Below are 13,744 nucleotides of genomic sequence, written 5' to 3'. Positions count from 1 at the left end.
GGTGTCGCCGTGCGCCTCGGCGGCTCTGGATATATCCAGCCGCGCGGCGGCTTCGTACCTTCAGGCCTCACGTCATGATCGACGGCCAGGGGTCCGGATGTCAGAAGCTGCGAAGTACCGCCGCATCGCCGCAGACATCCGCCGCCGCATCGAGGCTGGTGAATGGCAGCCCGGCCAGCCCCTCCCCTCGCGCGTTCAGATGGCGGCCGAGTACCACGTGCACCCGCAGACCATGCGCCTGGCGCGTGTCCTGCTGCGCCGCGCCGGCGTCCTTGGGGGCGAAGAGCGTAAGGCCGTGTATGTGGCGCATCCTCCTGCTATGCGCACACTCACGGACGCAGACGCCGACTGGCCGCACTCCAGCGAGACCACCGACACCGGCCCGCGGCCGGCCACCGAGGAACTGGCCGAGCGGCTGGATGTCCGGGTGGGTGCGCTGCTGCGACACGAGACCGTGGAGTGCCTGGACCCCGGCGGCAGGTCGGCGATGCTCGTCTCGTCCTGGTGGCGAGGGCAGCGGCAGCCGCACGTCTCGTACTCGGCAGAGCTGGGGTGTGTGGCGCTGACCGAGGTGCAGGCGCACGCGTTGGGCCTGCTGGTGGACGCGGCGGCGTTCCGCGTGGTGCGCACTCGTTTCGACCATGACGGTCGCCCCCTGGAGACTGCCGATCTCATCTTGCCGATGGATCGGTGGCTGATTCGACTCGCGCCCATGCGGTAGCAGAACGCGCTTTCGACCTGGCGGGTGGGGGCCACCGGGGTCACGAGTAAAGCCCACTTTCGGCCACCGGGGAAGGTGTCCTCTGCATATTCGTTGACTTTCTGTCCACACCCCGTGCGTTTATGTAACCGCAGGTGGGGCGTTGGCCAAGCGTCCCTGCCGGTAACCCGCACGACTGCGGGCTCCAGTCGGAAAGTGGCCATCACCGGCCGGCGTCGGCTATCCGGTCGCAGGCAGCCCCGCTGACGGTGCGGTAGGTGCGCCACAGCGCCTCGGCGTCCTCGCACTTCTGGTCGACGTCGCGGCAGGCGTCGCACTTCAGGAAGTGCCTGGCGTAGGCGCCGTAGGCCCGCTGCAACGGGGCGAGCTTGCCAACGCCAGCGGCTAACGGTGCGCGGTCTGTCCTGACGGCTGGCGGATCTCTAGGCTCGTCCACGCTGACGGCTCCCTGCGGCTGTCGGCCATGCCCCCGGGCCGTGACGGACCCTCCCCCTGAGTGGTGGACACCTTCGATCAGCCCCGGTGAGGGGCTGGCAGGAGGATCACTTATGGTGATGAAGGTCTATTCGCCCGAGTTCAAGGCCGACGCGGTCGCGCTGTACCACTCGGACCCCGACCTTACGATCGTGCAGGCGGCCCGCGATCTGGGGATCAACCCGGAGACGCTGCGGAACTGGATCCGCGCCGACCGCGCCCGCGCCGACAGCCCCACGAAGAACACGAAGGACACCACCCTGGTGAGCAAAGCCACGAAGGAAGAACTGGAGGCCGAGTTAGCGGCCCTGCGCAAGGAGAACGCCGCCTTGCGGAAGGACAACGCGACCCTGGCCACGGAGCGGGACATCTTGCGTAAGGCGACGAAGTTTTTCGCCGCGGAGATGAGCTGGTGAGTCGCTGCCAGTTCATCGAGGACCACCGCAAGACCTTCAAGGTCACGCGACTGTGCCAGGTGCTCGAAGTGGCCCGCTCCACCTACTACAAGTGGCGCGGGGCCCGCGCTGCCCGGGCCGAGCGCGAGCAGGCCGATGAGGTGCTGGCCGGCAAGATCCGCACCATCCACACCGACTCCGGCGGCACTTACGGCGCCCCGCGCATCACCGCCGAGCTGCGGGATACACACGGCATGGAGATCAATGAGAAGAGGGTCGCCCGCGTGATGCGCAAGTTCCGTATCGCCGGCTTCCGCCTGCGCAAGAAGGTACGTACGACTGTCCCCGAGCCGTCGGTCACGCCCGTTGCGGACCTGTTCCGACGCAACTTCTCGGCGCCCGCGCCAAACCAGAAGTACATGGGCGACATCACGTATCTGCCTGGCGGCGATGGCGAGCATCTGTATCTGGCGACCGTCATCGACTGTTTCTCCCGCCGCGTGGCGGGCTGGTCGATCGCCGACCACATGCGCACCGAGCTCGTCGCCGACGCACTCAGGATGGCCGCCGCCACCCGCGGCAGCCTCGACGGCGCGGTCTTCCACAGCGATCACGGGGCGCAATACGGGTCGCGCCAATTCGCTGATCTCTGCGCTGAGCTGGGCGTGACCCAGTCCATGGGCGCGGTCGGAACGAGCGCGGACAACGCCGCCTGCGAGTCCTTCCACGCGTCCCTCAAACGGGAGATCCTCCAGGGCGCCCGGCGCTTCGACGGGGCCGAGGCCTGCCGGCGCACCGTGTTCCGCTGGCTGACGCGGTACAACACCTGGCGCCGCCACTCGGCGAACGGACAGCTCAGCCCCGTCGCCTACGAACAGCTGTCAGCTACCCTGACACTCGCCGCATAACGAAACGAACAGGTGTCCACCCCTCGGGGGGAAGGCCCGACTCGGCGGGAGCGCGACGTGCGGAGTCGTTTGGAAAAGGTTGGCAGGCCATCAACTCGTGAGAGTCTGGAGGCGTTCGACGGCTTCATGGAGGATCTCGTTCCGCTTGCAGAAGGAGAACCGGACATAATGCGTGCCCGCGGTGCTGTCGTAGAAGGACGAGTTAGGGATGGCCACGACCCCGCACATTGCTGGCAGTGCCCGGCAGAAGACCTGCCCGTCCTTACAGTCGGGGACTCCACGTGCGGCGAGGGGCCGGATGTCGGCGGTGATGAAGTACGTCCCGGCAGGCCGGATGGGCTCGAAACCGGCGGAGTGCAGCCCGGCTACCAGTAGGTCGCGCTTGTGCTGCAAGTCTGCTTGGAGGGAGGCGAAGTGGCTGTCTGGCAGCCGGAGTGCCTCAGCTATGGCGTATTGGAAGGGACCGGAGCCGGCGTAGGTCAGGTACTGCTTCACTGAGCGCACCGCTGCCACCAGCCGAGGCGCTCCCGTGAGCCAGCCGACCTTCCAGCCGGTGTACGAGAAGGTCTTACCGGCGGAGCTGATGGTGACGGTCCGGTCCCACATGCCCGGGAAGGTTGCGATGGGCAGGTGCACACGGCCGTCAAAGATCAGGTGCTCGTACACTTCGTCGGTTATGACGATCAGGTCCCGTTCGCAGGCCAGTTCGGCGATGCCAGCGAGCTCCTCCCGAGTGCGCACCCCGCCCGTGGGATTGTGGGGCGTGTTCAGCACGATGGCCCGGGTGCGAGAGGTAACGGCGGCGCGTAGCTCGTCCAGATTCAGGCCGAAGCCGTCGCCATCGGCATGCAATGTGACCGGCACGCGTACGCCATCGGCCAAGGCAATGCCGGCCGCGTACGAGTCGTAGTACGGCTCCAGGACGATCACCTCGTCACCGGGATTGACAAAGGCCAGCAATGCTGCGGCAACAGCCTCAGTGGCACCGGTGGTAACAAGCACTTCACTGTCGGGATCACAAGGGAGCTGATACCAGTGTTCCTGGTGCCTAGCGACGGCGTCCCTCAGCTCGGGGATCCCTGCCGCGGGCGGATACTGGTTACCCCACCCGCGACGGATTGCCTCCACGGCCGCCTCCCGAATGCATGTGGGACCGTCTGTGTCGGGAAATCCCTGCCCCAGGTTAATCGACCCAGTCGCCACAGCAAGGGCGGACATCTCGGAAAAGATCGTAGTGTCAAGGCCGGACAGGCGTCGACTGAACAGAGCACGGCTCATGTGTGCCTCCTATTACCTGGGGGCGGCTCGTCGACTCCTGATTCATGAGGGACGCCGCTGCTTCCTCTCCATGTATTACAGGAGCGAACGCATGCTGCCAACCAATAGGCCTCCTTGCCCGGCAAGGGATCATGAAGCACCCCCATGGTCCCGGCGTAGTTATGTGATGTCCGGTTCCGTGCCGGTTGGTCAGATGCCGTAGACGTTGAAGGCGTCCGTGTGGCGGAGGAGGTCGCGGCGGGCGTGGGCGATGTTGGCGCGTCCGGCGAGGCGGATGGTGCTGATCGCCAGGTTACGGAAGCTGGCCAGGGCTCGGGGGGCTGTACCGGTCCTGACCTGTGAGTTGTCTTCTCGGAAGGTGACGTCTCGCACCCAGTGGATCTTGTTATCCACGGTCCAGTGGAGCCTCTCGTAATGGTTGAGGTGAGCGGGGCCGGCGAGGTCGGGCGGCAGGCTGGTGACGCCGAAGACGATCTCCTTGCTGGTCCATTCGCCGTCGAGGTTGCCGGTGTCGCGGCGGAGGCGGAAGACCTGGGATGCGCCGGGGAACAGGGCGTCGTCGGCGGGTGCGGTGCGCAGGGCGCGGCGTTCGGTGCGGCCGTGCGCGCGGTCGTCGTCGGTCGCGGTGGTCTCGGCGAAGTCGGCGTCCGTGCGGGTCAGCAGCATCTGGGCGGCGGCGTGCGCGAGGGGCTGGTTGCCCTTGAGGATCAGGACGTAGTGGCCGTTGAGAGAGCCGGTGATCAGGCGGGCGGTCTTCGTGGTGGTGTGCAGCGCGTCCAGGGTGAACACCCAGCCGGGCAGGTCGAGTTGAGTGAGCAGGGTGCGGGCGGCCTCGCCCTCGCCGCGCTTGTCGGGTACCTGGGTCTGGCCCAGGACCGCGCCGCTGGCGTGGTCGACCGCGCCGACGAGGAAGACCCGCCCGCTCTCGGTGCGGGCGCCGGCCAGGGCCTTGCCGTCCAGGGCGGCGGCGGACAGCAGCCCGTCCGGTACCGGGTGCTCGGCCGAGCGCTGGGCGGCGCGGCGCTGTTCGCGCTCCACCGGTCCCGGTGTGGCGGGGATCTCGGGCGCGGGGACGGTGCCACGCGCGAGGTCTGTGGTGTATTCGCAGGTCACGGTGTCCAGGGCGTCGGTGTCCAGATTGGTGAGCACTCGCCGGAAGGTCCGCTCGCTCGGCACGAGGTAGCGGCCGGTCAGCGGGTCGTACCGGGCGCCGATGCGGGCCAGCTTCGCCTGCGGGGCACGGGCCGCCCACTGCCAGATCGCCGCGATCGAGTCGCCGCCGATCACCAGCGTCGCGCACGCGGTCAGCGCCAGTATCACCACCAGCGCGTGCCGTCGGCCACGCTTCGCGCGCCGGTCCGGGACTCGCTGCAGCCTGCTGACCAGCGCGGACTCCGCCGTCGCCGGGTCGGAGGCGAGCTCGTCCTCCCACAGTGCCAGGTCCGTGAGCTGGCCAATGGCAGGGGGGATCAGCGAAGATACGGGCACGAGCGCGACTCCTGTGACGATCTTTTGGCGTAGAGACCTGAAAGATCATCAGAAGTCGCGCTCGTTTGCCATCTCACCCCGAACGGGCAACCAAACCGGGCGTATCACGCCAAGACGGAACAACGCCGGGGCCGTGGAAGCACCCCGTCACCACAAAGATTGATTCACGAACGCACAATCTTGTGTCAAGTGCCCCGCGATTGCCTGTGCGGGCTCTATGCGACGCCTGCTGGTCATGGTGCACTGATGGCCAGCGGCGGCTGTTAAGGGTGCCGGTGCGACTGAAGTAGGAGGAAACCCATGATGGAATACGCGGACTCGCCAGAGGCGACAGTATCTGCTATCAACGCACGCGAACTTGACGCGAATGTCGCGTTCCTGCTCGATTACCCAGGTCTCGATTCCCTCTTCGACCAGCGCCCTGGGCTACGCGCGGATCTCTGCTCTGCCGCCCATGACGTGGCGGAAGCGGCGTTTGCCCGGCGAAGTCCCCAGGCTCTGAGGACAGCGCACGTTACGCTCGCCCACCTGTACCGGGACCACTTCGCCACGCCCGGCCCCGGCCAGCATCTGGCGAACCAGTTCAATCCGGTCCTTCTCGAAGTCCGACGCATCCTGGAGCTTCCCTGGGAGCGCTATGAACGAAACCGCTGTCGCGATTGGAGCGGCATTGGCCCCGACAAGTTCGCCGCTGCCTACCTGGCTCTCTTGGCGGAACACCGAGCCGCTCACCACCCCCTGTCGAATTTCCTCGCAGAGAAGGCTGACCGGGACGGCATCTGCCGCTACATCGCCTGCGACGGTGCTTTGGCCCTCAACTTCTTCACTCTCATCGCCTTGACTCTTATTGGAGAAGAGAATCAGATCGCGAAGCGCGAAGTAGTCAACAATCTCGACGACGAGGCCGGTGCCAGCGATGCCCAAATGCATACCCGGCTGATCAGTAACTCGGTGGCCTCTGTCGGAGCAACGCCCGATTCAACGCAGCTGGCCTCGGGCCTTGGCTGGCGCGGCCTGGCTGGCCTTAACCTTTTCTACATGCTGGGCATCAACCGCCGCTGGCGTAACGAGTATATCGGCGCTATGGGCGTCGGCGAATCAATTGACCCTCCTCACAACGCGAAGGTGACTCGTGGCTGCCGACGGGTGGGGCTGGGCCAGGAGACAACCATTTTCTACACAGCCCACATCGAACTCGAGATGGAGCACGGCGACGACTGGCTCAAATACGTCATGGTACCGGCAGCCGAACGCTACCCCGGCGCCGCTTCGGACGTGCTGACTGGTGCAGAGATGCGTCTCAACACCTGCGCAGACTACTACGACGAGCAACTGGAAGGGCTTCAATCATCCACGTCTCAACTCTCCCTTTGAGGAGTCTCCGGTCTGCGTGAGGAGTTCCGCTCCGTCGTCCAGGATGCCGCTGCGGCTGACAGGCTGAGAATGGTTCGGGCGGGAAATCCAGTGCGGTATATGCCTCACGCGACGGGCCGGATATGTGACAGGGGCAGAAAAAGTTGACACATCAAAGTGAGGGATTCGTGTCAGTTTTCAATGATCCACTCTCCGTGGGCACACATAGCCTGTGCATGGAAAGCAAACTCGAGACAACGGTGAAGCGCCTGCTTGACCACCCCGATCTCGATTCGCTTTTCGAGCAGAGCCCTGGCTTTCGAGAGGAGCTGCGGTCTGCCGCCCGCATGGTTGCTGCCGCGGCATTCATTCGGCGGGAGCCCCGAGCCCTGAGGGATGCACACGCTACGCTGGCACATCTATACCGGCAGAATTTCCACACACCTGCCAGTGGCCGACAAATAGCGAATCAATTCAGCCCGCCATTGCTCGAAGTTCGACTCTCACTCGAAAGCTCCTGGGAACGGTACGAGCGAAGCCGGTGCGGCGACTGGAATGGTATCCGTCCAGAGCAGTTTACTGCCGTTTTCCTGGACTTAGTCGGCAAACATCGAGTCATCTGCCACCCCCTGGGGAACTTCCTCGCGGAGAAAGCGGACAGGGCTGGAGTATCCCGCTTCATCGCCCTCGATGGAGCACTGGCTCTCGACTTTTTCGACATCATCGCTATGACCCTTCTGGGTACGGATGATCAACGCGTCAAGAGTGAGGTCGTTTCCATCCTCAATGACGAAGTAACCGATCGCGGGCAACATACCGTTTTGATCCATAAAACGTTGTCTTCTGTCGGTGCTCCCCAGGACCCAATCAAGTTGGCGTCCAGACTCGGCTGGCGTGCTCTAGCAGGTATTAACCTGTTCTACCTACTGTGTATCAACCGCCGACTTCGAAACGAACACATCGGCGCTATGGGCGTTACCGACTACGTCGATCCCCAGCACCATGCAAAGGTGATTCGCGGATGTCGGCGGGTGGGACTCGACGCCCCGGATACGGTGGCCGTTTACTCGACTCACGCCGAACCCGAGAAGCACCACAGGAGCAAGTGGCTGGAAAATGTCATGTTGCCGACAGTCGAACGGGACTCGGCAGCGGCGGTGCTGACAGGTGTCGAGATGCGCCTCAACACGTGCGCCGACTACTACGACGAAACTCTCGATCGACTGCTGGCCGACGACACCAGTCAATGAGACTTGCATGAAGAACCACCGGCCCGGTGCAAGCTGTCAGCTTCGGATGCACTGCACTCGCACCGGCAATAGTCAGCAAAACATATTCAGTATCGGCAGCGAACTCGACAAAATCGGACTCAACACAATGAAAATGTCTCGCCGTTTGTTCACCTCGGAGTCTGTGACCGAGGGACACCCCGATAAGATCGCTGACCAGATCAGCGACACCATTCTCGATGCCGTGCTTGAGAAGGATCCCTCATCGCGGGTCGCCGTGGAGACGTTGATCACGACTGGTCTGGTGCATGTGGCCGGCGAGGTGGCCACCCAGGCCCATGTGCCTATTGCACAGCTGGTCCGGGACAAGATTCTTGAGATCGGCTATGACTCCTCCGGGAAGGGCTTCGACGGGGCCTCCTGCGGCATTTCGGTGTCCATCGGCTCGCAGTCTCCGGACATCGCGCAGGGCCTGGAATCCGCCTACGAAGTGCGAGTGGAAGGCGTTGAGGATGAGCTGGTCCGGCAGGGCGCCGGTGATCAGGGCCTGATGTTCGGGTACGCGTGCGACGACACCCCCGAGCTGATGCCGCTGCCTATCACTTTGGCTCACCGGCTGGCCCGGCGGCTGGACGAGGTGCGCAAGAACGGCGCCATCCCGTACCTGCGGCCGGATGGCAAGACGCAGGTGACGATCGAGTACGAGGGCGACCGGGCCGTGCGGCTGGACACGGTTGTGGTCTCTTCGCAGCACGCCTCGGACATCAGCCTGGAGTTGCTGGAGTCATGGATCCCTGAGTTCGTGGTCGAGCCGGAGCTGAGGGCGCTGGCGGAGCAGGGGATCGGCCTTGCCACTGACGGGTATCGGCTGCTGGTGAATCCGACCGGGCGGTTCGAGATCGGCGGGCCGAGGGGTGACGCGGGCCTGACCGGGCGGAAGATCATCATCGACACCTACGGTGGTATGGCCCGGCACGGTGGCGGGGCATTTTCCGGCAAGGATCCGTCCAAGGTAGATCGGTCGGCGGCGTATGCGATGCGCTGGGTGGCCAAGAACATTGTGGCGGCGGGTCTTGCTCGGCGCTGCGAGGTGCAGGTCGCGTATGCGATCGGCAAGGCCGAGCCGGTGGGCCTGTTCGTGGAGTGTTTCGGCACCGAGACCATGCCGGTGGCGAGGATCCAGGAGGCGATATCCCAGGTCTTCGACCTGCGCCCCGCCGCGATCATCCGCGACTTGGATTTGCTGCGCCCGATCTATGCCCAGACCGCTGCCTACGGCCACTTCGGCCGTGAACTGCCGGACTTCACCTGGGAGCGTATCGACCGCGCTGAGAAGCTGCGGCAGGCGGCGTCCAGCGCCATGAGGGTGAGTGTCGTATGAAGACCTCGCTGGGCTGGGACGATGGAACAATTGTGGCCGTGGACCAGCGCAGACTCCCGCATGAGTACCGCCTGGTCCGCATGCGGACAGTGGATCAGGTGATTGATGCCATCCAGTCCTTGGCGATCCGCGGAGCTCCGGCTATTGGGCTCGCGGGCGCGTTGGGGGTAGCCCTGTCCGCAGGGCAGCAGCAGAAGAGAGGGAAGCCGGACGACGCGGCCGTACGGGCCGATGCCGCTCGCTTGGCCCAGGCTCGCCCTACCGCGGTGAACCTCCAGTGGTCAGTTCGCCGAGTGCTGGAACGGCTCCCTGAGGGTGCCGACGCGGTCCTCGCGGAAGCGCTGGCCCTGCTGCAGGAAGACGTCGAAGTCAACCGTATGGCGGCCCGGCGAGCGGCGAACCTGGTGCTGTCGTTGGCACAGAAGCGCCCACTGCGTCTTCTTACGCACTGCAACACTGGCCGACTCGCTACAGCTGCGGGAGGCACCGCGCTCGGTGCTATCACCGATCTCGCATCCCGTGGTTACGTAGCGGAAGTCCTTGTCGATGAGACCCGGCCCTTGCTGCAGGGGGCCCGGCTGACCGCCTGGGAGCTGGGTGAGGCCGGGGTGCCGTACCGGCTATGCGTGGATGCTGCGGCCGCGTCCGCCATGGCCCAGGGGCTGGTGGACTGCGCCCTCGTAGGAGCCGACCGCATCGCTGCCAACGGCGACGTGGCCAACAAGATCGGCACGTACGGTCTGGCGGTCTCGGCCGCCAGGCATGGAATCCCCTTCCTCGTGGTCGCGCCCGAGTCGACTTGGGACCGCGATGTTGGGCAAGGGACGGATATTGTCATCGAGGAGCGGGACTCAACCGAAGTGATCAGCTGCGCGGGTACACCTGTCGCGCCCGCCGACGCTCGCGTCTACAACCCTGCGTTCGATATCACCCCCGCCGAACTCATCACCGCCATCGTCTCGGAACGGCATACGGTCACCCCCGGCAGGACGGGCACGCTTCCAGTCCCCGCAAGCACGGAACCGGCCGCCGTGCTCAGCGGCAGGATCGCCTCGCTGCTGACCGAGTTCCCGGACTACCCCAGGCCGGGTGTGATCTTCCGCGATCTCTCCCCCGTGTACGAGGAGTCCGGCCTCCTGGCAGGGCTGGCCGACCATGTGATCCGGCATTTCGATGGCAGCTTCGACCGCATCCTCGCCGTGGAAGCCCGCGGGTTCATGCTCGGGACCGCGCTGTCGATCCGCGCCGGCGTTCCACTCACGCTTGCGCGTAAGCCCGGCAAGCTCCCCGGTCCCGTACACCAGGCCGCCTACGAGCTGGAATACGGCAGCGACGCGCTGGAAGTCGCCAAGGGCGCGATAGAGCCGAAAGAGCGTGTTCTGTGCGTGGACGACGTGCTCGCCACCGGCGGCACCCTGTCCGCGGCGGCTGCGCTCGTGCAGGCGAGCGACGCCCAGGTCGCCGGCCTCGCCATCGTGGTTGCTCTGGCCGACCTGGGCGGTGCACAACGCCTTGCGCAGTACCCCTTGCTGGCCCTTCACACAGCGCGGGGCTGACCCTATCCATGCCTCGCACCCGACCATGGACGAGAGACGATGCGCACAGAGCAGTTGAAGCCGGCGGAATGCACGAGCCGGTCCTTCCCCGACCCGGGGATAGGCGTCATCGGCGGCAGCGGCTTGTACGAACTCTTCACAGACGCCTGGGAAACGGACGTGGACACGCCATTCGGGAGACCGTCGGACCCATTGACCATCGGTGCTGTCGCCGACCGGACGGTTGCCTTCCTGCCCCGCCATGGCAGGGATCACCGTCTTGCACCCCACACAATCAACTACCGAGCGAATCTCTGGGCGTTGCGCTCTATCGGAGTCCGCCAGGTACTCGCCCCGTGCGCCGTCGGGTCGCTCCGTGAGGAGCTGCGCCCCGGCTGCATGGTCGTCCCCGATCAGATCGTCGACCGCACCAGCGGGCGGATACAGACCTTCTACGACAGCGGAGCCGTGCACGTGCCCTTCGCGGATCCGTACTGCGCCAGGGGCAGAACGGCCGTGCTCAAGTCGGCGGCAGCAGCCGGTATCCAGGCACACGACGGGGGCACCATGGTGGTGGTCGAAGGCCCGCGGTTCTCCTCCCGGGCGGAGTCGCGATGGTTCGCCGCCTCCGGGTGGTCGCTGGTCAACATGACCGGCCACCCGGAGGCAGCACTGGCACGAGAACTCGGCCTCTGCTACACCACCGTGGCGCTGGTGACCGATCGTGACGCCGGCATCGAGACCGGCGCAACCGTTGACCAGGAGACGGTCTTCAAGGTGTTCAAGGAGAACACCGAGCGGGTCAAGAGGGTGATTCTCGGAGCAGTAAGGCTCCTCCCCGAAGAGCGAACCTGCCTGTGCGCCAGCGTTCTCGACGGGCTGACCCTGCCGTTCGAACTGCCCTGACCGCCAGCACGGCAAGCGTGCTGCTCCGTGCTCCAAGAGCCTTTGCCCGTTGGCCGCAGGCGCCGGGGCTGAGCCATCTCCAGTAGACAATCGATCCACAAGGAAGTCGTAATGACACTTCTGACCACTTGGCCTGAGACCGGTCCCCAGACAGTATTGCGCCGCACCACCGTCCCCGCCGCCATCGCCGCCGCGCTGACACCCCTTGGCGTGCGCTTCGAACGATGGCCGGTCCACGACGACGTCCCGGTGACCGCCGGAAGCGAACAGATCCTCGCCGCCTACCACGCTGAGATCGACACACTCACCACGCAAGAGGGCTTCACCACCGTCGATGCCGTGGCCCTGCACCCAAGCGATACTCCCGACTGGCCACAGCGGGCTAAGAAAGCCCGAGAGACGTTCCTCAACGAGCACACCCACGACGACGATGACGAAGTCCGCTATTTCACCGCAGGAGCCGGCGTCTTCTACCTCCACATAGCCGGACACGTGCACGCCGTCTACTGCGCCCGGGGAGACCTGCTCGCCGTCCCCAAAGGCACCAAGCACTGGTTCGACATGGGAACCCGTCCCGCATTCACCGCCATCCGGTTCTTCCACGAGAAGGACGGATGGATCGCAACCTTCACCGGCTCGGACATCGCATGCCGATTTCCCGACTTCGATGCCATCCAGGCCGGCCTTCCTCCCGAGCCGCCCGCATGACCACCACCTTCGCCGCCGACTGCGTCGTCCTGGACATCGAAGGCACCACCAGCGCCACACGGTTCGTCACCGATGTCCTCTACCCCTATTCCCGGGAGAGGTTCCTCAACCTGCTCAGGCAGCGTGCAGCCGATCCGCCGGTGCAACGCGCCCTCGCGCAGATACGGGATCTGCTCTCCGAGCCGCATGCGGACCTCGCCCGCATCGAGCAGACGCTGAATACCTGGCTGGACAACGACTCCAAGGTCACCCCCTTGAAGACGCTCCAGGGGATCGTCTGGGCCGAGGGATTCGCGCGCGGCGAGTTGGTATCGCACTTCTATCCGGACGTCGTGCCCGCCGTGCGCGCGTGGCGTGCAGCCGGTGTACGGCTGTGCATCTACTCGTCAGGCTCGACAGCTGCTCAGCGGGCGTGGTTCGCCCACAGCCCGGAAGGAGACCTGACAGCTTTACTGGATGCGCTGTTTGACACCGAGAACGCCGGCCCCAAGCAGTCACCGCACTCCTACCAGGCCATCGCCTCGGCCATCGGGGTGAAACCGCACCGCCTTCTGTTCTTGTCCGACAGATCCGCCGAACTTGACGCGGCCCGGGACGCGGGCTGGCTCACGGCAGGAGTCCGCCGCACTGGCGAGCCCTACTACAACCAGGGGGTCGGCGCCCATCCCGAAGTCTCCGCCTTCACCGAAATCTCCATCGTACCTACCGGGAGTAGTGCATGAGTATGGTAAATCACTCGCTCACAGCCGCTCTTGAGGCGGCCGGCGCACAACTGGCCGCGGAGGCCGCCCGGTTCGCCTCCTTCGGCTGGATGCGCGGAACGTCCGGCAACCTCTCAGTCGTCCTGAGTCGCGTCCCCCTGCAACTGGCGGTCACCGCCAGCGGCATGGACAAAGGCGAGTTGACGCCCTCGGACGTGGTTCTTGTGGACAGCAACGGTCAGGCCGTCGGCGGCGGCCGGCCGTCAGCGGAGGCCGCCCTGCATGCCCGGATCGCCAGTCTCACCGACGCCGGCGCCGTGGCCCACGTTCACACCGTCGCCTCGGTGGCCATGGGCCACCGCCATCCCGACAAAATCGTCTTCCAGGATCTGGAAATGCTCAAAGGAGTCGGCCGCCCAGCCGAACATGAGCAAGTCCTCCTCCCTGTCATCGCCAACAGCCAGGACATGGACATCCTCGGCAACCGCCTCGAAGCTGCCCATGACCCTCGTATGCCTGCTGTGGTCGTAGCCGGACACGGGTTGTACGCCTGGGGGAACGATCTCGTACACGCACGTCACCACGCTGAGACCATCGAGTGGCTACTGGAACTCGAACTGGCAGCCCACACCTGACAACCGAAGGCCCGACCTCCCAAGGGGGTGTG

13 protein-coding genes are annotated in these 13,744 nt (G+C 65.3%); 10 read left to right on the top strand and 3 right to left on the bottom strand.

The features are described from left to right. Positions 1–97: 97 nt before the first annotated feature. Positions 98–721: a GntR family transcriptional regulator gene (locus ABIE67_RS39590; protein ID WP_370266389.1), complete on the top strand. Its 624-nt coding sequence runs from the start codon at positions 98–100 to the stop codon at positions 719–721. 202 nt (positions 722–923) lie between these two features. On the opposite strand, the gene ABIE67_RS39585 is transcribed toward ABIE67_RS39590, so the two are convergent. Beyond that, the gene (locus tag ABIE67_RS39585) at positions 924–1,079 is read right to left on the bottom strand and encodes a hypothetical protein (protein WP_370266388.1); all 156 of its coding nucleotides are present in this window, start codon (positions 1,077–1,079) and stop codon (positions 924–926) included. Between the two features lie 190 nt (positions 1,080–1,269). Between ABIE67_RS39585 and ABIE67_RS39580 the strand changes: the two genes are divergently transcribed. Beyond that, positions 1,270–2,498 (top strand): IS3 family transposase gene (locus ABIE67_RS39580; protein ID WP_370266387.1). Its coding sequence is split into 2 segments (ribosomal slippage): positions 1,270–1,585 and positions 1,585–2,498, totalling 1,230 coding nucleotides; the frame shifts between segments, so codons are not numbered across the junction. 90 nt (positions 2,499–2,588) lie between these two features. On the opposite strand, the gene ABIE67_RS39575 is transcribed toward ABIE67_RS39580, so the two are convergent. Next, complete coding sequence (locus ABIE67_RS39575) at positions 2,589–3,776, bottom strand: pyridoxal phosphate-dependent aminotransferase (RefSeq protein WP_370266386.1); 1,188 nt, start codon at positions 3,774–3,776, stop codon at positions 2,589–2,591. 189 nt (positions 3,777–3,965) lie between these two features. Next, positions 3,966–5,264 carry an ISAs1 family transposase gene (locus ABIE67_RS39570; RefSeq protein WP_370266385.1) on the bottom strand — a complete coding sequence of 433 codons (1,299 nt, stop codon included), beginning with the start codon at positions 5,262–5,264 and terminating at the stop codon, positions 3,966–3,968. A 300-nt stretch (positions 5,265–5,564) separates the two neighbouring features. Here ABIE67_RS39570 and ABIE67_RS39565 point away from each other — a divergent pair, with 300 nt between their 5' ends. From ABIE67_RS39565 to mtnB, 8 genes are all read left to right on the top strand, one after another. Continuing rightward, positions 5,565–6,638: an iron-containing redox enzyme family protein gene (locus ABIE67_RS39565; RefSeq protein ID WP_370266384.1), complete on the top strand. Its 1,074-nt coding sequence runs from the start codon at positions 5,565–5,567 to the stop codon at positions 6,636–6,638. Positions 6,639–6,853: 215 nt separating this feature from the next. Next, on the top strand, positions 6,854–7,867 hold the full coding sequence (locus ABIE67_RS39560; protein WP_370266383.1) for an iron-containing redox enzyme family protein: 1,014 nt from the start codon (positions 6,854–6,856) through the stop codon (positions 7,865–7,867). A 133-nt stretch (positions 7,868–8,000) separates the two neighbouring features. Continuing rightward, the gene (gene metK, locus ABIE67_RS39555) at positions 8,001–9,227 is read left to right on the top strand and encodes a methionine adenosyltransferase (RefSeq protein ID WP_370269382.1); all 1,227 of its coding nucleotides are present in this window, start codon (positions 8,001–8,003) and stop codon (positions 9,225–9,227) included. Next, the gene (gene mtnA, locus ABIE67_RS39550) at positions 9,224–10,783 is read left to right on the top strand and encodes an S-methyl-5-thioribose-1-phosphate isomerase (RefSeq protein WP_370266382.1); all 1,560 of its coding nucleotides are present in this window, start codon (positions 9,224–9,226) and stop codon (positions 10,781–10,783) included. Before metK ends, mtnA begins: the two co-directional genes overlap by 4 nt. A gap of 39 nt (positions 10,784–10,822) precedes the next feature. Continuing rightward, the gene (locus ABIE67_RS39545; RefSeq protein ID WP_370266381.1) at positions 10,823–11,668 is read left to right on the top strand and encodes an S-methyl-5'-thioadenosine phosphorylase; all 846 of its coding nucleotides are present in this window, start codon (positions 10,823–10,825) and stop codon (positions 11,666–11,668) included. Between the two features lie 111 nt (positions 11,669–11,779). Further along, positions 11,780–12,376: an acireductone dioxygenase gene (locus tag ABIE67_RS39540; RefSeq protein ID WP_370266380.1), complete on the top strand. Its 597-nt coding sequence runs from the start codon at positions 11,780–11,782 to the stop codon at positions 12,374–12,376. Continuing rightward, positions 12,373–13,098 carry an acireductone synthase gene (mtnC, locus tag ABIE67_RS39535; protein ID WP_370266379.1) on the top strand — a complete coding sequence of 242 codons (726 nt, stop codon included), beginning with the start codon at positions 12,373–12,375 and terminating at the stop codon, positions 13,096–13,098. Before ABIE67_RS39540 ends, mtnC begins: the two co-directional genes overlap by 4 nt. Before the next feature lie 2 nt (positions 13,099–13,100). Continuing rightward, positions 13,101–13,712: a methylthioribulose 1-phosphate dehydratase gene (mtnB, locus tag ABIE67_RS39530; RefSeq protein ID WP_370269380.1), complete on the top strand. Its 612-nt coding sequence runs from the start codon at positions 13,101–13,103 to the stop codon at positions 13,710–13,712. Positions 13,713–13,744 lie beyond the last annotated feature (32 nt).

This window comes from Streptomyces sp. V4I8 (assembly GCF_041261225.1).
Lineage (GTDB): Bacteria > Actinomycetota > Actinomycetes > Streptomycetales > Streptomycetaceae > Streptomyces.
Note: the sequence above shows the minus strand (reverse complement) of the source record. Positions and strands in the feature narration are given on the sequence as shown.